The following is a 23390-nucleotide window of genomic DNA, read 5'->3' on the forward strand; positions in this document are numbered from 1 at the left end:
TTTATTTCTATTAATGGAGTATCGATGTCTTTTACCAGTCCGTCCCGCGATGATTTTGCCACACTTCTTGAGGAGAGCTTTTCTAAGAAGGATCTTGCTGAGAATTGTGTAACTAAGGGTACGGTTGTAGCTCTAGAGAAAGATGTTGTAGTTGTCGATGTTGGGCTAAAATTTGAGGGGCGTATCCCTTTAAGAGAGTTCATGGGGAAAGGTCAGGAAGTTCCCGTAAAAGTTGGCGATGAAGTAGAAGTTTATGTTGAACGTACCGAGAATTCTTTTGGTGAGGCTGTCTTTTCGCGAGATAAAGCGTTGCGCGAAGGAGTATGGGAGAAGATAGAAGCGAAGTTTGCGGCGGGCGAGAGAATCGAAGGAGTGATATTCAATCAGGTTAAAGGCGGTTTGACGGTTGATCTTAACGGAGAAATTGCGTTCTTGCCTAGATCGCAGATAGATATGCGTCCTGTAAGGGATGTTACGCCTCTTATGCATGAGCCACAGCTTTTTGAAATTTTAAAGATGGATAAAAGACGTGGTAATATCGTTGTTTCACGCCGTGCTGTTTTGGAAGAATCTCGTGCTGAGCAACGTTCTGAAATAGTGCAGAAGCTTGAAGAAGGGCAGATTATTGAGGGTATAGTCAAGAATATTACGGATTACGGTGCATTTGTAGATTTGTGCGGCGTTGATGGTTTGTTGCATGTTACTGATATAGCATGGCATCGTATTCAGCACCCTTCAAAAGTTTTGAGCATAGGCCAACAAGTTAAAGTAAAGATCATACGGATAAATCAGGAGACGCATCGGATATCTCTTGGAATGAAACAACTAGAGAAAAATCCTTGGGACGATATCAAGGATCGTTACGTTGAAGAAAGTAAAGTTACGGGTACTGTTACAAACATTACAGATTATGGAGCATTCATTGAATTAGAGGCTGGTATTGAGGGATTAGCTCATATTTCTGAAATATCATGGACGAAGAAGAATATTCATCCTAGTAAGATTCTTTCTGTTGGACAGCAGGTTGAGGTTGTTATTTTAGAGGTTAATCCTGTTAGAAAAAGAATTTCTCTTGGATTAAAACAAGCGCTTGTGAATCCTTGGGAAGCGTTCTCTAAGAGTCATCCGGTTGGCACAGAGGTTGAAGGTGAAATTAAGAATAAGACTGAGTTTGGATTATTTATTGGTCTGGATGATAACTTAGATGGGATGGTGCATCTTTCTGATCTTGATTGGAATCGTCCAGGAGAAAAAGTGATCGGAGAGTATGCTAAAGGAGATGTGGTTAAAGCTGTTGTTCTAGATGTTGATATTGAGAAAGAGCGTATATCTTTAGGCATAAAACAACTTAATGGCTCTGCTCCAGACATTGTCGATTCTATGAGTAATTTGCGCAAGAATACAGTCGTATCGTGTGAAGTGATCGCCGTTAATGAAGGTGGTATAGAAGTTTCACTTATTGATTACAAGGGTGTTGATTCCTTTATACGTCGTTCTGATTTATCAAGAGATCGTGTAGATCAAGATACAGGTCGTTTTTCCAAAGGACAAATAGTAGATGCTCGTGTCGTAAATGTTTCTAAGAAAGACGGTAAAGTATCTTTATCTATAAAAGCTTTGGAAATAGCGGAAGAAAAGGGTGCTATTGCGCAGTTCGGCTCTTCAGATTCAGGCGCTTCGCTCGGTGATATATTAGGAATGGCCTTTAAAAATCGTGGTAATAATTCCGATGATTCCCAGGAAGATTAATGGGATTTTTCTTCGCACAGTCTTGTGTTGATTAAAATTTTTGTGGATTGTAACGGTGATATTTTTCGATGTATGAATTTAGGTCTCTTCAACAATAGGACAGATGGCCGAGTGGTCTAAGGCGCACGCCTGGAACGCGTGTATATGTGAAAGCGTATCGAGGGTTCGAATCCCTCTCTGTCCGCCATTGAATGATTTAAGTTACTACTAAATTAAAGTCATGAATGATTAGTTGCTTGTAAATCGTATAATATTACTTTTAACACATAAGTTTTTGCTATTTGAGCAGCTTTATGGGCAGTTTTTGCATATCTTCACCTTATATAGAATTTTGGTATATCTTTTTTTCGATATTTCCATAAATACTGTTGTAAGAATTAGCTATAACTGTTTATCTTTCTTTGTAATTTGTAATTTGTAATTTGTAATTTATCAGAATCATGATTCGTTTTTATTTTGCTTATTACAAGCGATTTTAGATAGATTAAAGAATAAGGATATAAGCGTTTTCCCTTGTTTTGGATAACAAATGGATATGATATTTTTTCTTCCTATTCGCGAATCAGATTTTCATAATGTTAGGGAAAACATTCATTTTAAGGATAATCTTGTCCTTTATTGCATTTATTCTGATGTTGATGCAGATGCATTGTCATTCTCATGCAGTTTGATTATGTCGCTTCTTTTACGAGAAACAGTGGTTGTTCTTTTATTTGAATAGTTCTGTATAGCGTTTAATTTCGGCGTTGTCCCCTGTTGTTTTATCTGGATCATCAGATAATTTGACGACATTTTTATTATTTGCCATTGTGACTTTGCACACAATTTGCAATTTTTCTATTTGTAAATTTTTATCAGGCATACAATCAAAATCATTTGTGAGATTTGTTCCCCATCCAAAGATCATTTGAACACGGTTTTCGAAGTGTTTATAAATATTAATGATTGAATTAACATCAAGATTGTCTGAGAAAACCAAGAGTTTATTTTGTGGATTACAATTCATCTTTTTCCACCAAGAAATGATTTTTTCTCCTCCCTCAATGGGAGATGCACTGTCATGACGAAATCCTTTCCATTTTGCTATCCAAGAAGGAGCGTGTTCTAAGAAGAAATCAGTCCCGAAAGAGTCAGGTAATGCTATAAGTAAATTGTCGTCATACAATTTATTCCATTGTTGCATCATTTGATAAGGAGCATTTTGGGTTTCTATATCTGTTGGGGCAATTGCGCTGGCTACCATAGGTAGTTCATGTGCACTAGTCCCAATGGCATTTATCTTATAATTCATTGCAAGCATAGTATTAGATGTGCCAAGAAATGAATCTTTCATACCTTCTTGTAAAGATTCTATGCACCATTTTTGCCATATGAGAGAGTGCCGTCGACGTGTTCCAAAATCAGCTATCTTCAATCCAGGACAATTTTTTAACTTTATAATCTTAGATAAAAGTTTGTCTTTTGCTTGGGCGTACATTCGATCTATAGAAAAAGGATTCATTGAGCGAATAGTTGCGCGTGCATAAAGTGTGTTTATTATAATTAAGGAAGGAATTTCCCATAAAGTAACATCTTTCCATAATCCATGAAACTCAAGAATATAATGTCCTTTTTTATGTGAAAGATCATATTCTGGCAGTTGAAAATTAGAAAGCCATGATAGAAATTTCGGTTCAAAAATTTGTTTTTTACCATAAAAAATATTATCAGTAAGCCATATTTTCTCTTTTTCGGTTATTCGTAAAGAGCGAGCATGATCCAATTGATCGCGTAACTCAGATTCGTCTATTTTATCTGATAAGTACAATTTTGGTTGGCGGTTAATTAGTGAAAATGTAACATTAATATTTGGATAGAACTTCCAAATTAATTGTAACATAAGCAATTTATAAAAATCTGTATCCAGCAAGCTATTGATTATAGGATTGTACTTTGATAAATATTCTTTCATAGGAGTGTTCCTCTTTTTAAGAAAGAGTTTGTTTTATTATCACGGTGTATCATTTCACACTAGATAGCTCATTAGAATTGTATTTGTTATTTGTTATTTGTTATTTGTTATTTGTTGCTTGATTCGTATTGTTGACTAGCAACTATAGGTACGACCAGTATCGTTTTATCAATAAGTAATTTATTAAAATAAATTGATGGATTATATTTTTTCAGATGATATAATCGCATTAAATTATTAGGATATTATGGATAAATGCTAGGTTTATAATGGATATCACTGTTGAGCGTTCTGATATACTTGAAAATTTAGGTCATGCTTGTAGGATTATCGAGCGCAAGAGTACTATACCTGTCTCTTGTCATGTTTCTCTGCAGGCAGATAATGGTCTTTTGAAGATGAAAGCCAGTGGCCCTGAAATTGAAATTACAGCAACAATACCTGCTAGCATTCATATTTCTGGTTTTACCACTGTTTCTGCGCATCTTTTGTATGAAATCGTGCGTAAGATGCCAGATGGTTCGCATATTTCTTTTTCTAAGAGTGATAAAAATGAAACGCAATTATTAGTTAGATCTGGAAGTTCAGAATTTTACTTGCAATCTTACTTAGAATCAGAATTATCGAGCCAAGAAGAAGAAGAATATGTGTATTCTTTTGATATTGTGTCCGATGTCTTAAAAAATCTTATAGATAATACACATTTTGCTATGGCCACTGAAGAAATTAGATATTACTTAAATGGTATTTTTTTTCATATTAATGAAGAGGATATGACGTTATGCGCTGTGGCAACGGATGGGCATCGTTTGGCAGTATCGAAGGTCGTCATTGAAGATAAAATTGTGAAGATGCCGAGTATTATTGTTCCTCGTAAGGCGGTAGGTGAAATCCAAAGGATTCTTTCTGCCAAAAATTTGACTGTGAAAGTTAGTATTTCTGAATCACGCATTCATCTAGATATAGGTTCTCTTTCCATGAATATAAGGCTGATAGATGGAGAATTCCCTAATTATCAGAATGTCATCCCCCATAATAATGATAAAGAATTACGAGTTAATTGTAGTAATTTGAGACAAGCTGTTGATCGCGTGTCGACAATATCGTCTGTGCGGAGTCAAGCGGTCAAATTATCTCTATCTTCTGATAAATTATGTATGACGGTTGATAATCCTGATATGGGAAAAGCAATAGAGAATATGAATGTAAATTATAATAGTTGTCCTATGGATATTTGTTTTAATTATAAATATTTATTGGAAATAATTAATAATATTTCAGACGAGGAGGTTGTTTTTCAATTAGATAGTTCTAATTCTTCTGCGTTTATAAAAGGCATGCAGACAACTAATGCCTTTTATGTTTTGATGCCTATGAGGATATAGTGAGTAAAATTTAAAATAGATGCGACAAATAATATACGGTATGGATTGTAATTTTCGGGTTATGAATTATCTTATCCTTGATTGAATATGTTTTGTACGTTAGATGGAAACTCTAGATTAATAAAACTAGATTAATAAATAAGACATTGGTGAATAGGTCTTTGAGTAAATGAATACTGCGTTAAGTATTAAAGATTTCGCAAGAATGAATCATCTTATCGTTGGACTTGATCTTCCAACGATAAAGGACGCGGAAAGAATCGTATCAGTTTTAGGTGATACGGTGACCTTTTATAAAATAGGATATCATTTAGCTTTTGCAGGAGGATTAGAATTAGCGCGTGATTTAGTTTCAGATGGCAAAAATATTTTTTTGGATATGAAATTATTTGATATACAAAGTTCTGTAGTCGCGGCTATTGAGCATATAGCAAACATGGGGATTACGATGTTAACAGTACACGCATATCCTCAAATTATGCGCATAGCTGCGGATGTTGCTCGTGATAGAGGTATTTGCTTGCTTGCTGTGACTGTGTTAACTTCAATGGATGATTCTGATCTCAGAGAATCTGGTTATGAAAAGAATATATCTACCATGGTGAGAATGCGTGCAGTCCAAGCAAGTGAGATGGGAATGGGAGGCGTAGTATGTTCTCCTCAAGAAGCTCAGATGGTACGAAAAGTAGTAGGCAATAATATGGTGGTTGTGACTCCAGGTATTAGGATGTTAGGTAGTGCGACAGATGGTCAAAAAAGATTTGCAACTCCAGAAACAGCATTAAAATATGGTGCTTCCCATATAGTTGTTTCTCGTCCTATTGTTAAGGCTTCGAACCCGTTATTTGTAGCTCAACAATTTCAGCGAGCTATTAGTATGGCTTTGTCATAGTATGTTAGGGTTATAGTTGGATTTTTTGAGAATAATTTTTATTTGCAAAAATCGGATTATAATTTATAATTGGCGTTGTGTTTGGTTTATGTGGTGTGAATTTAAAGTATTTCTTTGCTTAGATTGGAGATTAAGGTCGTTAGGTGATGGGTGCTTTAAGAATATTGTTCTTTATTTTGTTCTATTAGAGGTATTTCTTTTTTAAGGAGTCAAAATGTCTGATATTGGTAATTATCAAAGAGTTGTAAATTCGAAAGGTAGATTTGATACTACTGTTGATGAGGGTTTACGTTTGTATATGATTAAGGTTTACAACCTTATGGCTTTAGGACTTATCATCACAGGTGTTATGGCATTTTTGATTAGTAGTTTTGCAACTACTTTAGACCCAGCGGAATCAGTTGCACGTTTCCATGGTCTTATGTTGACGAGATTTGGAGTTATGATGTGTCAATCCCCATTATCTTGGATAATTATGTTTGCGCCTTTGGGAGCAGTTCTTTTTATACAGTTGCGGTTGAATTCTTTAAGTAGTTCAGCACTGATGACATCCTTTCTTGTTTATTCTGCTCTCGTTGGGTTGTCTCTTTCCTATATATTTTTGATTTATACAAGTAAAAGTATTGTACAAACGTTTTTTATTACTTCTGCTTCTTTTGGTTGTTTATCTCTTTATGGTTATACAACAAAAAGGGATTTAGGTCCTATTGGATCTTTCCTCATAATGGGGCTTTTTGGAATTTGTTTAATAGGTTTAGTTAATATTTTTATGCGTTCTTCTTCAGTTGAATTGGCTTTAAGTGTTCTTGGTTTATTCATTTTCTCTGGTCTTACAGCCTATGATACCCAGAGGATCAAAGAAGGTTATTCAGAACATTGTGGTGCGAGTTATTTAGAGCGTCAATCTGTGATGGGAGCTTTGGTCCTTTATATGGATTTCATCAATATTTTCCTTTATCTCCTTAAGTTCACGGGAGGTAAAAGAGATTAGCATAAAATAAGTTGCTAAATGAAAAGCGACCTAAGATTCATAGGTCGCTTTTTTATTATCTCGCTAAATCAATAATTTATAGGTTTATAAATTTAAATGAAATTTAATGATGTTGTGATTGAAAAGATAAGTAATCCGATTTAATTTTTTTTTAGCGTATTCAAGTGTGATATTTTTAATTTTTATGTTCCTTTTAAATATTCTACGATAGAGGTGTGAATAGATGTCTCAATCCTTAAACAGTTTTAATTGTCGTTCTATACTATCAGTTGGAGGGATTGATTATGTTTATTATAGTTTGCCGAAAGCTGAAGCTAATGGATTGCAGGGGATATCTCGTCTTCCATGCTCAATGAAGATTTTGCTTGAAAATTTACTGAGATTTGAAGATGGTTGTACTGTTACTAAAGAACAAATTCATGCATTTGTAAAATGGTTAGACAACAAAGGAACTATTGATAATGAAGTTTCCTATCGTTTTGCTCGTGTATTAATGCAAGATTTTACAGGCGTTCCTGCTTTAGTTGATTTGGCTGCTATGCGTGACGCAATTCGTGTTTTAGGGGGGGATCCTCAAAATATTAATCCTCTTGTTCCTGTTGATCTTGTTATAGATCACTCTCTTATAGTGGATCATTTTGGAAGTAAAGATTCTATAAATCGTAATAAAGATTTAGAATATCAGCGTAATGAAGAGCGTTATCGTTTTTTAAAATGGGGACAGAAATCTTTTAAGAATTTTCGAGTTGTTCCTCCTGGCACTGGTATTTGTCATCAGATCAACCTTGAATATCTTGGTCAATCAGTTTGGGTTAAAGAGGAAAAAGGAGAGAATATAGCGTATCCCGATACCTGTGTTGGTACTGATAGTCATACTACTATGATTAATGCGTTGGGTGTTTTGGGTTGGGGAGTAGGCGGAATTGAGGCTGAGGCCACAATGCTGGGATGTCCTATTTCAATGCTACTTCCAGAAGTAGTTGGTTTTGAGATAACTGGTCATCTTAAAGAAGGGGTTACAGCAACTGATCTTGTGTTGACGATTGTGCAAATATTGCGCAAAGAAGGTGTTGTGTCAAAATTTATTGAGTTTTTTGGTGCTGGACTTGAAAACATGGTGCTCGCAGATCGTGCTACTATAGCAAATATGGCGCCAGAATATGGTGCTACATGTGGGTTTTTCCCAGTGGATCAGGTAACAATTGATTATTTAAAGTTATCGGGACGCTCTGGAAATCGTGTTTCCCTTGTAGAAGAATATACTAAAGCTCAAGGTATGTGGAGTGGAAACATCGATTATGAAAAAGTTGTATTTACAAAGAGAATGAAATTGGATTTAGGAGATGTTTATCCTTCTGTCGCGGGTCCTAGGCGTCCAGAATCCCGGATTTGTCTGGGTGACGTTCCTTCCAATTTTTTAAGTGCTATGGATCAATATTATAAAAAATATGATAGATTAGACGAAAAATATCCTGTTAAAGGATGCGATTTTTATTTAAAACATGGAGATATAGCTATTGCTTCTATAACTTCTTGTACAAATACTTTTAATCCATCTGTCATGATTGGAGCAGGTTTATTGGCTCGCAATGCGGTTCGTGCAGGCTTGAAATCTAAGCCATGGATTAAAACCTCTTGTGCTCCAGGGTCGCAAGTTGCATATGAGTATCTCGTCCAAGCAGGGCTTACAAAATATTTAGATGCATTAGGATTTAATCTTATCGGTTTTGGATGTACAACGTGTATTGGAAATTCTGGATCATTGAATAAAGAAATTTCCGAAGTTATCAATCAAAATAAATTAGTAGTAGCTGGAGTATTATCTGGAAATCGTAATTTTGAAGGTCGTATTTCTCCAGATGTGGAGGCAAATTATCTTTTATCACCTCCTTTAGTAGTTGCTTATGCTCTTGCAGGGAGTGTAAGGAAGAATCTCACGAAAGATCCGATAGGGGAAGATCAAGAAGGTAAACTAGTATATCTAAAAGATATTTGGCCGACAGATAGTGAGATTCAAAGTTTTGTTAATAAGTATGTGACGTGTGATCTATATAAGAAGAAATATTCTGATGTATTTAAGGGTGACCGGAATTGGTGGGATATTCAAGTGCCCGAAAGTGAAACTTATATGTGGGATGAAGAATCAACTTACGTGCGTAATCCGCCTTATTTTGAAAAAATTAGTGATAATGTTCAAGAAATTTCAGATATCTGTGGAGCTCGAATTTTATGTTTGCTGGGAGATAAAATAACGACGGATCATATTTCTCCGGCTGGATCTATTTCGTTAGATTCTTCTGCTGCGAATTATTTGCGTCAACGAGGTGTTAAAGAAAGAGATTTTAATCAGTTTGGCACGCGGCGAGGCAATCATGAAGTCATGATGCGAGGTACTTTTTCTAACATCCGGATTCGCAATTATATGCTAGGCAGTGAAGGGAGGCAGGGAGGTTATACAATCCATTATCCTTCTAAAGAAGAATTATTTATTTACGATGCTGCGATGAGATATAAGGCGGATAAAGTGCCTTTAGTGGTATTCGCTGGCGTTGAATATGGTAATGGTTCTTCACGTGATTGGGCTGCTAAAGGTACTAATTTATTAGGCGTGCAATCTGTAATTGCGGAATCTTTTGAACGTATACACCGATCAAATTTGATAGGCATGGGAATAATTCCATTTGCTTTCGAAAAAGGATTGTCTTGGAAAAGTTTGAACATTAAAGGTGATGAAATCATCAACATCAGAAACTTAAAAACAATTTCTCCTCGACAAGAATGTACTTTAGAAATTTACAATTCCGATGGTAGCTCTAAGTTTATTCCTATTATTTGCTGTATTGATACTCTTGATGAGGTTAATTATCTTAAAAATGGTGGTATTTTGCAGACAGTTTTGAGAAGTATTTCTTGATCAAGACCATTTTTTGAAAATATTATTTTATTAATTATGATAGTTCTCGATAGATGGAATATGACATATTCAAAATATTTCTTTTTTAGTAGTAAGTTTAATAAAATATAGATATATAAATATTTTTTTATGCGATTTATTATTATATGGATATTATTTTTTTATTATAGGATCTTTTCTACCTCGCATTTGTATTTTAAATCGTACTATAAGTGATCCAATATTTTCTTATTGAATATCATGGAGATCAGGGTACTTTTTAGTATTATTTTATAAAAGTCATTGTCTTAATAAACATCTGAATAATCATTACAAAATAAACTTCTAGAACTATCACATAACTTTTCTAATTATTCTTCAAAAGTGATGATGCGAGATAATTTTTTGATATTTATAAAAAACACGAATTGTATGTGCATATTCCACGGTTTACTGAAAACAAGTGAAATATTTTTAAAGTACTATTTATTACAATAATAAATCATTTACGATTTATCAAGTACATAGGATCAAAAATATTAAACTTTTATTTGAAATATATTAAGGATCTGCTTGGAGGAGATCATGAACAGATGTAGCTAATTGTTTTAGAGAAAACGGTTTTGATAAAAAGCTAAATTTAGCATCTTTAGGTAAATTCTTGGAAAATGCATCTTCTGCATATCCTGAAATAAAGATAAATTTTAAACTAGGATATTTTTTTCTCAATTCGCGAAGTAGTGTAGGGCCATCCATCTCAGGCATCACTACATCAGAAACAACAATATCAATGCGACCTTGCAGTTCTTCTACAATCTTCAGCGCATCTGTTCCAGAGCACGCTTCGTAAACGGTATATCCGCGTGTTTCTAACATTCTTTTGCTACCACGTCGTACAGAATCTTCATCCTCGACAAGCAAGACTATAGCTGAGTTTCCTGTTAGATCAGCAGGTTTTTCTTGTGGTATAACAGCTATATCATGGGAATGAGAGGTTTCTTGAATATTCTCTTTAACATGTCGTGGTAAAAATATGCGGAATATAGTCCCTTTCCCCACTTCAGATTCTGGTAATATATATCCTCCAGATTGCCGTATTATTCCATACACCACTGAAAGTCCCAGTCCGGTTCCTTTACCTACTTCTTTAGTTGTAAAGAATGGTTCAAATATTTTTTCCATAACATCAGGAGGCATTCCTATTCCGGTATCTTCTACTTCTATTAATACCATGTCTTTTGTTGGAAGATCCGAATAATTAAAGGTATGTATTTCTGTCGATGGGATATTGCGGGTGCGTACAATTAAAGATCCACTTTCTTTAAGCATTATAGCATGATGAGCATTGACGCATAGGTTGACTAATACTTGTTCAAATTGAGATAAGTCGGTTTTAACATCCCATAAATCACGTTCATAATCTACAGTGAATTTTACTTGTGGGGGCTCGGAAATCAATTTTTGAATCATCATACGTAAATTACCGATCACCTCAGTAAGGTTGAGCACTGTAAGTTTCATAGTTTGTTTTCTAGAAAAAGCAAGCAGTTGCCGCACTAATATTGCAGCACGGTTGGCATTATGTTTTATCGCCATAAGATCGGCAAAGCGAGCATCAGAAGAGCGTGATTGTAATAACAAATGATCAGAAGATAAAAGAATTGCGGTGAGCACATTATTAAAATCATGTGCTATTCCCCCTGCTAATGTACCAACAGCATTTAATTTTTGAGTTTGCGCCATACGAGCTTCTAGGGCTTTTTGTTCTGTTATCTCGACGGTATACAGAATAGCTTGTTCTTCAGGAGCTTCTGTACTACGGTCAAGTGTGGCATTTATATAAAAGCGAAAGTGGCGATTTTCATCTTTAGGATGAGGAGAATCAATGGGGGGAATATCACTTTTTTGATCATTTGCATCAGCAAGGGCGGAGATAATCTTGCGTTTTTCATTTTTATGAACGATAGAAAAGACATCATCAGATGTGCCGTCGCTTTTTATAGCATTGGGAAAAATCTTAAGAAAATACGCGTTAGTGCGTAAAATTCTTCCTTTTCGATCAATAGAAGCAATAGCCATAGGTATATTGTTAAAAAAGCGGTTAAAACGCATATTTGCTATTGTTTCAGATGAATCGCTAGAATCACAGTTTTTGCGAGACACAACAACGGTGCGACTTTCTCCAGGCTTTCCATCGCAGGAAGCTAAAATACGGTGTACAAGTTTTACAGGAATACCATGACCATTATCTGCTCTACGTAGATCTAGATCTAATGTCACGGTTTTTTGATGATTCATTTCTGTGCGGATGGCTTTAATAAGGGCTAGTCCTTCTCCTGCTATAATATCTCCTAGAGACATTGATCTTGAGGTGAATGTAGTAAGATCAATGCCAATCCATTCTGCAAGGGTAGCATTAATATACAAAATTTTCCCTTGATGATCAGTTGACATAAATCCAACAGGAGAATGATCAAGATAATCGATAGCATTTTGTAATTCTCGAAAAAATATTTCTTGTTCTTTGCGTTCGGAGGTAATATCGGTTATACGCCATGCATATAGAAACTTTTCTTTATGTAGTTCAATGGATAGGATGCGTGCTTTAAGGCGATACCAATGTGGTCCAGAACCTTGAAAATTGTTGTTTAGTGGCTGCATTAAACGAAATTCTTCACTTCCTTCTCGATGCACGCGCAATCTATTGATAAGCCGATAAAGTGCTTCGCTAGCTTCTTGATTGCGGGCGAGAAGGCTCTCTAATGTTTTAATTCTTTTATTCCAAACAACATTAGTAAGTTTATTATATGCATTATTTGCATATATTACGTTTCCACGTTCATTTGTAATGAGTATCCCTTCTGGTTCACTATCCATAAAGGCCGTTTCAAGAGGAATAGTTGGTTTTATTGCCATATCAATTGAGCTAATTACGAGCAGTAATAATAATAATACGCCAATGATAACAAGAAGGCTCAATAACCCGAAGATCATGCTGTTATCGAGAGAATCTCTTAAAATAATGAATATTATGGATAGAAATAAGAAAATAACACTCAAAAACATTATAGGCATGTTTATGATTGAATAGCGTATATAATTGGCAAAAGGAAATGCATTATCGAATTGTCGCATCTTGCTACTCATATCACCAGCCTGACAATGCTCTATTATTGTAAAATTTCATATTTAATATCGCTGGAAGAAAGGTTGGAAAAACCTTTCTTCTACAATTATATTTATATGTGATACAGGTTCTTTCCATTTTTTCGTAGTATACTTTAATGTTTTAGATGTATATCACAGATACTTATTTAATCCTGCCTCTATCTTGTATTACGCCATAATTAAATGTTTTATCCTTTGTTCAGGGAACATTCAACTAAAAGATATAAAATTTAGTACAAAAACTTTAGATTGTTAGATATTGTAAATCAACAGAATGTTAACATGGATAAATCGGATCTAACAATTTTTAATTTTGTAATAGAAATAAATTTTTGAATCACTAATTAAATTATTGATAGGTATATTTTTCTTTGGGTTAATTTTTCGTTATTAACAACAATCCATATTCAAAATTGAATATGGATTGTTTATTTTTATTTTAGATAATAATTATAGCTTAAAGATGTTGCTTTGTCTGGAGAAAGTATTCCAGATATTTTTAGTCCAAATTCTTTAAATGCTGGACCTGCAATTTCCGCAGGTTTTTTTAGGTTAGCGCTATGCGTAGCAGTAAACTCTACTGTTCCGTTTTTTAACATATTAGCAACATAACGGGACGCGGCATTGCTCGATCCATGAAATTTAAATTCAGGTATTGAAGCCGTTAAGTGTATTATGGATTCAGAGAAAATAGATTGAGTTGCATAACTGCTAATAAGTTGAAGTTTTTGATAACTATTAGGAAATAAAGAAATCAACTTTTTTACTGCTTTCGAGGAATTGTCTCTTGCTAATTCTTTTCCGTTAATAATATATGAAGAGCGGGGGAGATCAATTAAAAATTGATGATCGAGATTTTTCGCAGGGAGAGATTTGAATGATTTAAATAGTACTTCATCAGATAATGGAACCATTTTAAAATTCTTGTCAGCTGAATTCAATGTCCTCCATTTTACGCCTGATTTCTCGCCTGCAAAAGGAATTTTTTGATCAATTTTTTTTGTAGAATGCGTTATTTTTTTTGTAATTTTATTGATAGTTTTCTTCCCGCTTAGATAGATATTATCCAGTTTAGACTCTGATTTTGCTACGCTTATTTTTGCGCTATTCTTCGACGGCAATAATGTTTTCGTTTCAGAAGGTAATGCGTTGGCACCCACATTTCTTTTTGATACAGCGATTGATTCTTCTGTAATCGTAGTGTTGCTTATAGATATAGTAGCGGTTGTGGCGCTAGTTTCTCCTGCTTTGGCAACGGACGCAGCACTAGTTTCTCCTGCTTTAGCCGCAGTTACAATGCTAGATTCTCCTGCTTTAGCGACAGTTGCAATGCTAGCTTCTCCTGCTCTAGCGGCAGTTGCAATGCTAGCTTCTCCTGCTCTAACTGCAGTTACAACTCCAGCTTCTCCTATTCTAGCAGCAATGCTGCCTCCACGGATTAAGCCATATGTGGCTTTTATGCCATACCCGACAAAAGGTATTAGCAGGGTGGCATCGCTTATAATGCCGAATATACCCCATCCATAATTACCTTTTTTAAATTCTTGAATAGTTCCATAAACAGGAATTTAAATTCTTGAATAGTTCCATAAACAGGAATCATGGATATTGCTGCTTCTTTTGTACACTCTTTCGCTTTTTCCAAAAAAGTTTTTTGTTGGACAGAATCTGGTGAGGAATTTTCTGTTTGTGGAAGTATTCCTTGCTTCTGTGTAGCGTTAGTAGGATTTTCTGTTTTTGGATAATTTCCAAGTGGGTAATTGTTATTAGTCTCTGAAACAAGCATAGTAATAATTCCTTTAAATATAAAATAATTTTAAATAAATTATATTTACATTATAAAAGAATTTTAAACTATATATTTTTATAAGTATAGTTTATATATTGTATATATGATATTTACTTTTTGTAAATATATAGTATTACTTTCTTGGGACAAAGAAGTAATTCGCTCGTATTATAAATATATAATATGGTAATAATACATTTGTTATTTTGCTTTAAATATCCATTTTTATTTTAATCATCAAGTTACATAAGATGAAAAACAAAATTCCATAGAATTTTTGTGAAAGAAGTACAGGGGAAAATTTATGATATTCTTGAAGATATTGTATAGCTTAGATCCCTCACTATGGTAATAGCGAAGGATCGTATTCTCTTTCAACGGAGTACTGCCGATAGCAATTGAATATTTTAACTTTTAGGATATCCCAATTCATGCAACGAAAGTGCATCACGAGCAGATACGTCTGGATATGATGGATCCAACCCAACATCTTTGGTAATGCGCCATGATCGGGCACATTTTTCCCCTTCTGCTTTAGAGCATTGGACACTAATATTTGGAATGTCAGGAAGGCTAAATGCATCAGTAGGGCCTTGATCATGAATGATTGTTGTGCCCGAGGTTATGCATATTTCAGCAATATCTATCCCTTCGAGGCTAGATATAAGAGATGAATCAGTGATGTATATAGTGGGGGATGTTTCTAAAGGTGATCCAATATTTTTTGATTTTCTTTCTATTTCTAAAGCGCTTATAACCACTTTACGTAATAGTAGGATTTTCCCCCACTTTTGAGAAAGTTGAACATTCTGCCATTCCATCGGTATTACAGGAAAGTTTTCAAGATGTACTGAGACGGCGTTTAAATCTAGGGAAAGCCATGCTTCTTCTGCTGTAAATGGCAAGATAGGAGCGATCCAAAGTATCAGGCATTTACATAACTTTCGTATCACCGCAATACTGGATAGGCGTTTTAAACTAGAAGGAGGATCGCAATAAAGCACATCCTTGCGGATATCAAAATAAAAAGCAGAAAGCTCTATATTAGAAAAATTGATAAGGTGACGAATGACTGCCTTAAAGTTAAAGGTATTATAAGATTCGCGTATGGTTTTATCAAGTTCGGTTATGCGATGCAACATAAACTGTTCGAGTAAAGGCATGCTAGCAAGGGATGGTTCCTCATCTGTATCGTGTGCAAGCATTCCAAGCATCCAGCGAATTGTATTGCGTACCTTTCGGTATGCATCAACATTGGTTTGAATGATATTTTTCCCGAGGCGCTGATCATCATGATAATCAGAATTTACAGCCCAAAATCGTAATATGTCAGCGCCTGATTCTGAAATTATTTCTTCAGGAAACATGACATTGCCTTTTGACTTTGACATTTTTTCGCCATTTTCGTCGACAGAAAAGCCGTGGGTAATGAGTGATGAAAAAGGTGAAGATCCACGTGTCGCACAGCTCTCCAATAATGAGTGCTGAAACCATCCCCGATGTTGATCTGATCCTTCCAAATATACGTCCGCTGGCCACGATAATTTCGGATTTTTTTCAAGAACCATGGCATGTGTGCAGGCAGAATCAAACCATACATCTAAGATATCTTTTGATTGTATCCAAGGTTCGCTAGCTCTTTCCCCGAGGAATAAATCGCGCATATTTTCATCAAACCATACATCTGATCCACGATCTTTAAAGGTTTTTATAATCCGCTCGTTGACAGATTTATCTAAAAGGATTTCACCTTTCTCATTATAAAACAAACAAATAGGGACTCCCCAATGTCTCTGTCGTGATAGTAGCCAATCAGGTCGTTTTTCAATCATAGACCGCAAACGGTTTTTCCCTGTACATGGGAAAAACTGTATTTTTTCTATTTCTGAAAGTGCACGAGAACGGAGGGTCGTTCCATCTTCAAAATTTTTATCCATGTGCATAAACCATTGAGATATAGTTCTGAATATTATAGGTTTTTTTGATCTCCACGAATGAGGATATGAATGTCTTATAATACTGCGGTTGAGGAGTGCGCGAGAATTGATCAAGGCGCGAATGATTTCTTCATTCGCATTTCCCTGTGCTCCCGTATCATCTAAAACACGTGCTCCGTCAAATCCTGGGGCTTCTTTTGTATAAAATCCATTTTCATCCACAGGAGAAGGGATTCTTGTATTTATCGAGCGATCTTGAAGCATTTTTTTTGCTTTATTCCATGCGGAAAAATCTTCAACTCCATGACTAGGAGCAACATGGACAAATCCTGTCCCAGAATTGTTGCTAACGTATTCAGCATCAATGATAGGCACTGGGAAAGTATAGCCTAGTTTTTCTAATGGATGTGAGCAAATGATTTGAGATAAATCTTTAGCTTTTACATCGCAAACTAATTCAATCTGTACATGAATTTGATCTGCTATTTTCTGCGCAAGATTCTTAGAAAAAACCAGGTTATTTCCCGTGTCAAAAGTCTGTTGTTTGTTGGAGGAGATTACTCTATAGAGTCCATATTGATGGTTTGAAGAAAACGCAATAGCTCTATTGCCTGGGATTGTCCATGGTGTTGTCGTCCATATCACAACTTGTGCTTCACGTAAATAATCAGCGGATGATTTTATAGGAAACCCTACTACGATAGAATCACTATCCACGTCATGATATTCAATTTCGGCTTCTGCTAGGGTTGTCTGTTCTACGATTGACCACATAATCGGCTTGATTCCACGATATATTTGATTGGATTCAGCGATTTTTAGAATTTCAAATGCTATTTGCGCTTCAGCTTCTTTGGTCATGGTAGTATAAGGGTTTTTGAAATCTCCTATGACACCTAATCGTTCAAACTCTTTTGATTGAATTTCAATCCAAGCGTTGGCAGAATCGCGACATGCTTGGCGGAACTCATTCACGGGAATTTCTTCCTTGCGTTTCCCTTTTTCGAGGTACTCATTTTCTACTTTCCACTCAATGGGGAGTCCATGGCAATCCCATCCTGGGACGAAGGAAGCATTAAAATCTCTCATTTGAAATGAGCGCACTGTTACGTCTTTTAAAATCTTATTTAACGCGTGTCCTATGTGAATATGTCCATTAGCATAAGGAGGCCCATCGTGTAATGTAAAATTTTTACGACCGACTCTACTTTCACGTAGTTTGTCGAACAAGTTGATTTTTTGCCAATAAGCGAGTAATTCTTGCTCTTTCTGGGGCAATGTTGCTTTCATAGGGAAATTGGTTTTAGGTAAGTACAACGTGCTGGAATAATTTTTTTTTGATTCAGTATTCATTATTTTTTTATCCCTTTTCATCAAGGATTAATACTACAATACCTAAAACAAGTTATGGTATTGAATATCTTTATAATTTTGTGGATTATTAATGTAGATGATCCAAGCTAGACTAGAGTGGATTTACTGCTTTTATTAGATGTAAGTATATTCATATTTTTCTTACAATCTATGGAAGATTCTATCTCTAATGTGGAATAAAAAAACTTATTGGCTTGCCCATAATATTTTAGCGATCCACTCTATATCTGACATATCAATGGTATCTACAGGATAATAGCAATTCAAAGACATAAGATCTATTGATCTGCCTCTTCTATTTATCAATACTTTTGCAGCTATATCACCAACACGAGGCTTTATCAATATTCTATCACCACAATTTACTTGCATGGTAGCATTAAGAATTAATATATCTCCTTTCCTATACAAAGGCAACATACTAGTATCTTGTATTTGAATCGCATAGATCCCATTGTGTGGAGATCTAATTTCCGGAATACCCACAGTGTTCCATTTTCCCCCAGCGGGAAATCCTCCGCTATCAAAAAAGCCACTTGATCCATTTGATGGAAAATTTAAGAGAGGAATTTCTTTTTCATGTTCATTAGTATTTGCATCACTAGAAAATGGTAGATCAAGAAATTGGAAAATTGTTTCGTTAGTAGCTTCTAGTATCTTAAAAATAGATTCTGTTGAAGGCCATCGGCTACGCCCACCAAGGCTTAATCGTTTGGATTTATTAAAGGAAGTCGGATCCAATCCTGCTTTTCGAGCAAGACCTGAGGGAGTAAGGTGATGGCGTTTAGCCATCCGATCTATCGCTTCCCATATCTTTTCGTGTGAAAACGTTGTCATGATGATATATAATCGATGAACAAAATATTCGTACAGAACAATCGGGTCATTAAAAGTATCTTTTCCATGATGATGAAACTTGGGATTTATAGTATCTTTGAATAAAGAGTACAATTCAGAGGATAGAAATGTGCAAACATTGTATTCAATAATCCTAAATATAGTAATTGAAAGAACTGGGCTAGTTAATCGAAGAGAGCATACTTTTGTAACAAATGAAAAATTTGATTTGTTAATGTATTAATATTTATACTGCTGAATATCAATGCGATTTCGAGATAATATTTCTTTCAAATAGCATTTTCAATGCTTTCTTCTTTAATATTTTTGAGCATTTTTCATTCTACTATAAAATAGACGCTTATGATATATGAATTTTTATATCTTGTTTCCAAAAAAGTATGAGAAAATTATAATGTTTTGATAAGTAGAAAATTCATAAGTTACGGGACAGGGATAAAGATGATGAAAAATACTCTGTATTGTTGACATCTATTCGTAAATTCTGCGATATCTTGAAATACGATGAACAAATTAATGTATAGCATAGGTGTTTTTTAGATGCTGCGTGGTTTTTCTATTTTTGTATTTTTTGGGGTTATGATTCTTTTGTCAAGTAATTCTTTTGCTGGGTTCCGAGTTTGTAATGGCACGAAAAATTTGATCGGTGTTGCTATAGGATATCCTTCTGAAAATGGTGGATGGGTTACAAATGGATGGTGGCATATTCCTGGGAATGCTTGTGAGACTATTGTAAAAGGTGTTTTGGATTCGCGATACTATTATTTATATGCCGAGGGAGTAGCGCATGGTGAACGGTGGCTTGGAAATGTTCAAATGTGTGTAGGACAAGATGAATTTAATATTGTGGGTATCAAAGATTGTTATGCACGTGGTTATTTGAGAGTCGGTTTCACCGAATATGATACAGGACAACATGAAAATTGGACAGTGCAACTAACTGATCCTTCAGAATAAGGAGATAGAGATGCCAATTCTCCGTAGAATTAAAATAATTTCCACATTAGGACCGTCTTCTTTTTCAGCAGATGTAATTAGTCGTTTGCATGAAGAAGGGACAGATGTATTCCGCATCAATATGAGTCATACGAGTCATGAGAAGATGCGGGAGCTTATAAAAAAGATTCGGGCAGTAGAGTCGAAGTCGCAACGTCCTATTGGTATTTTAATAGATTTACAGGGCCCTAAATTTCGTATTGGAGAATTTGAGGGTTCTAGAGCTTCTTTAAAAGAGGGGCAGGTTTTCACTTTAGATAATAAAAATGCTCTTGGAAATTCTGAACGTGTTACTTTTCCATATCCAGAGACCTTTGAATCTATCAAAATAGGTGATCGATTGCTGATTGATGATGGAAAAGTAAAGCTATGTGTGCAAGAAAGAACCTCAGATTATATAAGATGTAAAGTAATTGCGGGAACTGCTATCTCTGACCGCAAGGGCATTTCATTCCCAGATACTTTCTTAAAAACTCAGGCTTTGACTCAAAAAGATAGAGAAGATCTTCATGCAGCACTGCAAACTTCTGAAGTAGATTGGATAGCTCTTTCTTTTATTCAATCTGCCGATGATTTGGTGGAGATTAGAAATATTCTTTCTAATAAGAAAATAGGTTTGATGTCAAAGATAGAGAAACCTCGTGCTATTGAATGTGCTGCGGAAATCATTAAGCTATCAGATGCAGTTATGGTCGCACGTGGAGATCTTGGGGTAGAAATGGCGCTGGAATTAATTCCAGGCATCCAGAAGAAACTAATTCGGATTGCTCGAAAATTAGGAAAGCCAGTTGTGATAGCGACTCAGATGCTTGAATCGATGGTAACATCTCCCGTTCCAACGCGTGCGGAGGTTTCTGATGTGGCCACTGCTGTATTTGAAGAGGCTGATGCCATTATGTTGTCAGCAGAAACGGCTTCGGGATCTTATCCTGTTGATTCTGTAAAGACAATGTCATTGGTTGCGTCTTCTGCTGAAAGAGATCCAAGTTGGCAGGAAATGAGATCTCTTTGTCGTATTGAGCCTAATAAAACAGGGGCGGATGTTATATCTTCAGCTGCACGTCAAATAGCAGAAACGTTACGTTTATCTGCTATTGTTTGTTATACCGCTTCTGGAGATACTGGGTTACGAGCTGCACGTGAACGTCCAAAACAGGAGATAATAGCGTTGTCTCCAGTTATTCAGACGGCACGCAGATTATCTCTTGTATGGGGAATTCATTGTGTAGTCACTGAAGATGCTTCTGATCTTGATGATATGGTTAATCGTGCTTGCCGTATTGTCGTAGAACAAGGATTCGGGGATCCAGGGGATCGTATAATAATTTCTGCAGGATTACCTTTAGGAACGCCGGGTTCAACTAATATGTTGCGCATTGTTTATATAGGGGCGGATGGACTAAGCGGTACGTAAATTTTTCTGAGACATTGCAATCAGTATTCAAAAATGAATACTTGCTTATTCTTTAGAAAGAATATCGTATATTTCCCCCTTGCTGTATTGTCGTAGAACAAGGATTCAGGGGGCCAGGGGATCGTGTAATCATTTCTGCAGGATTACCTTTAGGAACGCCGAGTTCAACTAATATGTTGCGCATTGTTTATATAGAGGCGGATGGACTAAGCGGTACGTAAATTTTTCTGAGACATCGCAATCAGTATTCAAAAATGAATACTTGCTTATTTTTTAGAAATAATATCGTATATTTCCCCTATTGCAGTAGCTTCTTTGGTAAGTTGAAAGTGTTTAACAGCGCGTTCTCTTCCTCTGTTACCGGTATCGGACATTATTTTTTCTGAATTCATAAAGTGTAAAACTGCTTTTTCAAGTGCATGGACATCTCCAGCTGGGAAGATAATGCCAGCCTTCTCATTTTCTGGATCTAATAATTCCGAGAATACACCCACATTAGCTGCTACCACTGGAATGCCACTTGCCATGGCTTCTAAAGCAGTTAATCCAAATCCTTCATGCAATTGTGGGGCTATAAAAATATTCAATGCACGATACCAATCATCTATAGAATACTTTTCATCTATAAATAGTATACGTTTTTCTAATCCAGCTTTCTGTATGCTCTTTTGGATTTTTCTTTTGAAAAAATAATGTTTAAAAGTTGTTTTCCCGACAACCACAGCTATCCACTCTGGATGAGAAGGGAGTATATTTATCATACAATTAACGAATAATTCCGTTCCTTTGATTTTACGGATACGTCCAAAACAACCAATGATCTTTTTATGTTCTGGCATTTTGACATGGCGTCGCGCTTCTTTTTTATCGCTAGTAGGATAAAATCGTTCTGTATTAATACCATGCATGATGATAGTGTTGGGACGTTTGATAAAGAGAGCTGATTTTTTGCTGGTAGTGATAACTGCGTCCATGCGAGAAATGAGGTATCGACTCCATTTCGTATGATTCCGTTGCGAAGATGAAGTGAATATAAGCTTTAAAGGCATTTTTAAAACATCACGCATTAGAACGCCTACTAGCATTTCATTATTACGACGTGCATGCCAAATACGATTATTTTTATTTCTTGGCTTTTCCCAACAAGATAGAAGAGATAATATGCCAATACTAATGATTTTATTGGGTAAAAAATACCCAAAAACAACCAAGCGTTGTCCAAGTTTACGTTGTTCTGGACAAAGAGCAAATATGGTTGAAGTAACGCCTGAATGTCTTATTTTAAGATTTGGAGCAATAATATCAATTTCTCTCATATCAACCAATTGATGCGAAGATTGTATTTGACTTTTATCAGACCCATAAAACTTTAAGAATTTCATAATTCTTTTGTCCCCCAGGAGCATTAACTGAAATGGTGTCTCCTAATTCTTTCCCAATGAGAGCTCTCGCAATTGGAGATGATATTGAGACGAGGCCAGATTTTACATCGGCTTCTTGGTCTCCAACAATTTGATAGTTCTTTTGATCTCCTGAATCTTCATCTACAAGATATACAGTAGCTCCAAATGCAATTTTAGATCCAGACATTTGCGAAATATCGATTACTTCTGCGCATGTTGTGATGTTTTCAAGATCTACTATTCTCCTTTCATTTAAGTTTTGTAATTCCTTAGATGCTTGATACTCTGCATTTTCTGAAAGGTCTCCATATGCACGAGCCTCTGATATAGCTTTGATAATCCTAGGACGTTCTTCTTGTTGTCTCCAACGTAATTCTTTTTGAATTTTATCAAAACCCTGAGATGTTATAGGAATTTTATTTACCATGGTTACGCATCCTTGCAATTAAAATGTCGCTTATAATAAAAGGGACATATGGGACTTTTCATACTAAAAATTTCCTATTTTTTCTTATAAGAAATAACGTGCGAAACGACATTTTATATTATTTTCAGTGAAAAGTACAATTTATGATTAATATTATAATTGG

The 23390-nt window shown here is 35.4% G+C and carries 17 protein-coding genes and 1 tRNA gene; 10 read left to right on the top strand and 8 right to left on the bottom strand.

Annotated features, from left to right (window positions below; all coding sequences use genetic code 11):
- The first annotated feature begins 24 nt into the window (after positions 1–24).
- The 3 genes from rpsA to G293_RS02845 all read left to right on the top strand — a co-directional run bounded on the left by rpsA (position 25) and on the right by G293_RS02845 (position 2470).
- Positions 25–1749, top strand: coding sequence for a 30S ribosomal protein S1 (gene rpsA / locus G293_RS02835; RefSeq protein ID WP_047264220.1), 1725 nt, complete (start codon positions 25–27; stop codon positions 1747–1749).
- A 97-nt stretch (positions 1750–1846) separates the two neighbouring features.
- A tRNA-Ser gene (locus G293_RS02840) sits at positions 1847–1936 on the top strand.
- Between the two features lie 348 nt (positions 1937–2284).
- Entirely contained in the window at positions 2285–2470 is a 186-nt protein-coding gene (locus G293_RS02845) for a hypothetical protein (RefSeq protein WP_148407340.1), read from the top strand.
- On the opposite strand, the gene pncB is transcribed toward G293_RS02845, so the two are convergent.
- Positions 2459–3700, bottom strand: coding sequence for a nicotinate phosphoribosyltransferase (gene pncB / locus G293_RS02850; protein WP_047264222.1), 1242 nt, complete (start codon positions 3698–3700; stop codon positions 2459–2461). The genes G293_RS02845 and pncB overlap by 12 nt on opposite strands.
- Before the next feature lie 269 nt (positions 3701–3969).
- Here pncB and dnaN point away from each other — a divergent pair, with 269 nt between their 5' ends.
- The 4 genes from dnaN (at position 3970) to acnA (ending at position 9882) form a co-directional block, all read left to right on the top strand.
- Positions 3970–5085 carry a DNA polymerase III subunit beta gene (gene dnaN / locus G293_RS02855; protein ID WP_047264223.1) on the top strand — a complete coding sequence of 372 codons (1116 nt, stop codon included), beginning with the start codon at positions 3970–3972 and terminating at the stop codon, positions 5083–5085.
- 169 nt (positions 5086–5254) lie between these two features.
- The gene (pyrF, locus tag G293_RS02860) at positions 5255–5977 is read left to right on the top strand and encodes an orotidine-5'-phosphate decarboxylase (protein ID WP_047264224.1); all 723 of its coding nucleotides are present in this window, start codon (positions 5255–5257) and stop codon (positions 5975–5977) included.
- Positions 5978–6191: 214 nt separating this feature from the next.
- Positions 6192–6968: a Bax inhibitor-1/YccA family protein gene (locus G293_RS02865; RefSeq protein WP_047264225.1), complete on the top strand. Its 777-nt coding sequence runs from the start codon at positions 6192–6194 to the stop codon at positions 6966–6968.
- Between the two features lie 223 nt (positions 6969–7191).
- Positions 7192–9882, top strand: a complete 2691-nt coding sequence (gene acnA, locus G293_RS02870; RefSeq protein ID WP_047264226.1) for an aconitate hydratase AcnA — start codon at positions 7192–7194, stop codon at positions 9880–9882.
- A 540-nt stretch (positions 9883–10422) separates the two neighbouring features.
- Here the strand turns inward: acnA and cckA are convergent.
- A complete protein-coding gene (gene cckA, locus G293_RS02875) occupies positions 10423–13008 on the bottom strand; it encodes a cell cycle histidine kinase CckA (protein WP_052775020.1) in 2586 nt (861 codons plus the stop codon).
- A gap of 455 nt (positions 13009–13463) precedes the next feature.
- Positions 13464–14189 (bottom strand): hypothetical protein, encoded by a 726-nt coding sequence (locus G293_RS05435; protein ID WP_148407341.1) that lies wholly within the window; start codon positions 14187–14189, stop codon positions 13464–13466.
- Between G293_RS05435 and G293_RS05440 the strand changes: the two genes are divergently transcribed.
- Positions 14179–14556, top strand: a complete 378-nt coding sequence (locus G293_RS05440) for a hypothetical protein (RefSeq protein ID WP_052775022.1) — start codon at positions 14179–14181, stop codon at positions 14554–14556. The genes G293_RS05435 and G293_RS05440 overlap by 11 nt on opposite strands.
- On the opposite strand, the gene G293_RS05445 is transcribed toward G293_RS05440, so the two are convergent.
- The 3 genes from G293_RS05445 to G293_RS02890 form a co-directional block, all read right to left on the bottom strand.
- On the bottom strand, positions 14528–14815 hold the full coding sequence (locus G293_RS05445) for a hypothetical protein (RefSeq protein ID WP_052775023.1): 288 nt from the start codon (positions 14813–14815) through the stop codon (positions 14528–14530). The two genes, G293_RS05440 and G293_RS05445, sit on opposite strands and share 29 nt — an antisense overlap.
- Before the next feature lie 410 nt (positions 14816–15225).
- Entirely contained in the window at positions 15226–18108 is a 2883-nt protein-coding gene (gene ileS / locus G293_RS02885) for an isoleucine--tRNA ligase (RefSeq protein ID WP_102030484.1), read from the bottom strand.
- A 207-nt stretch (positions 18109–18315) separates the two neighbouring features.
- On the bottom strand, positions 18316–18966 hold the full coding sequence (locus G293_RS02890) for a S24 family peptidase (RefSeq protein WP_047264698.1): 651 nt from the start codon (positions 18964–18966) through the stop codon (positions 18316–18318).
- A gap of 561 nt (positions 18967–19527) precedes the next feature.
- Here G293_RS02890 and G293_RS02895 point away from each other — a divergent pair.
- Positions 19528–19944 carry a DUF1036 domain-containing protein gene (locus tag G293_RS02895; RefSeq protein WP_047264228.1) on the top strand — a complete coding sequence of 139 codons (417 nt, stop codon included), beginning with the start codon at positions 19528–19530 and terminating at the stop codon, positions 19942–19944.
- A 10-nt stretch (positions 19945–19954) separates the two neighbouring features.
- A complete protein-coding gene (gene pyk, locus G293_RS02900; RefSeq protein WP_047264229.1) occupies positions 19955–21397 on the top strand; it encodes a pyruvate kinase in 1443 nt (480 codons plus the stop codon).
- Between the two features lie 266 nt (positions 21398–21663).
- On the opposite strand, the gene G293_RS02905 is transcribed toward pyk, so the two are convergent.
- Complete coding sequence (locus tag G293_RS02905; RefSeq protein ID WP_052775024.1) at positions 21664–22779, bottom strand: glycosyltransferase family 4 protein; 1116 nt, start codon at positions 22777–22779, stop codon at positions 21664–21666.
- On the bottom strand, positions 22751–23227 hold the full coding sequence (gene greA, locus G293_RS02910; RefSeq protein WP_047264230.1) for a transcription elongation factor GreA: 477 nt from the start codon (positions 23225–23227) through the stop codon (positions 22751–22753). Before greA ends, G293_RS02905 begins: the two co-directional genes overlap by 29 nt.
- Positions 23228–23390 lie beyond the last annotated feature (163 nt).

Source organism: Candidatus Liberibacter africanus PTSAPSY, from assembly GCF_001021085.1.
Classification (GTDB): Bacteria; Pseudomonadota; Alphaproteobacteria; order Rhizobiales; family Rhizobiaceae; genus Liberibacter; species Liberibacter africanus.

What these genes read in the sequence shown, in the direction of transcription:
- rpsA (WP_047264220.1), top strand. Translation starts at nt 25, where the DNA reads ATGTCTTTTACCAGTCCGTCCCGCGATGATTTTGCCACACTTCTTGAG.
- G293_RS02845 (WP_148407340.1), top strand. Translation starts at nt 2,285, where the DNA reads ATGATATTTTTTCTTCCTATTCGCGAATCAGATTTTCATAATGTTAGG.
- pncB (WP_047264222.1), bottom strand. Translation starts at nt 3,700, where the DNA reads ATGAAAGAATATTTATCAAAGTACAATCCTATAATCAATAGCTTGCTG.
- dnaN (WP_047264223.1), top strand. Translation starts at nt 3,970, where the DNA reads ATGGATATCACTGTTGAGCGTTCTGATATACTTGAAAATTTAGGTCAT.
- pyrF (WP_047264224.1), top strand. Translation starts at nt 5,255, where the DNA reads ATGAATACTGCGTTAAGTATTAAAGATTTCGCAAGAATGAATCATCTT.
- G293_RS02865 (WP_047264225.1), top strand. Translation starts at nt 6,192, where the DNA reads ATGTCTGATATTGGTAATTATCAAAGAGTTGTAAATTCGAAAGGTAGA.
- acnA (WP_047264226.1), top strand. Translation starts at nt 7,192, where the DNA reads ATGTCTCAATCCTTAAACAGTTTTAATTGTCGTTCTATACTATCAGTT.
- cckA (WP_052775020.1), bottom strand. Translation starts at nt 13,008, where the DNA reads ATGAGTAGCAAGATGCGACAATTCGATAATGCATTTCCTTTTGCCAAT.
- G293_RS05445 (WP_052775023.1), bottom strand. Translation starts at nt 14,815, where the DNA reads ATGCTTGTTTCAGAGACTAATAACAATTACCCACTTGGAAATTATCCA.
- ileS (WP_102030484.1), bottom strand. Translation starts at nt 18,108, where the DNA reads ATGAATACTGAATCAAAAAAAAATTATTCCAGCACGTTGTACTTACCT.
- G293_RS02890 (WP_047264698.1), bottom strand. Translation starts at nt 18,966, where the DNA reads ATGACAACGTTTTCACACGAAAAGATATGGGAAGCGATAGATCGGATG.
- G293_RS02895 (WP_047264228.1), top strand. Translation starts at nt 19,528, where the DNA reads ATGCTGCGTGGTTTTTCTATTTTTGTATTTTTTGGGGTTATGATTCTT.
- pyk (WP_047264229.1), top strand. Translation starts at nt 19,955, where the DNA reads ATGCCAATTCTCCGTAGAATTAAAATAATTTCCACATTAGGACCGTCT.
- G293_RS02905 (WP_052775024.1), bottom strand. Translation starts at nt 22,779, where the DNA reads ATGAAATTCTTAAAGTTTTATGGGTCTGATAAAAGTCAAATACAATCT.
- greA (WP_047264230.1), bottom strand. Translation starts at nt 23,227, where the DNA reads ATGGTAAATAAAATTCCTATAACATCTCAGGGTTTTGATAAAATTCAA.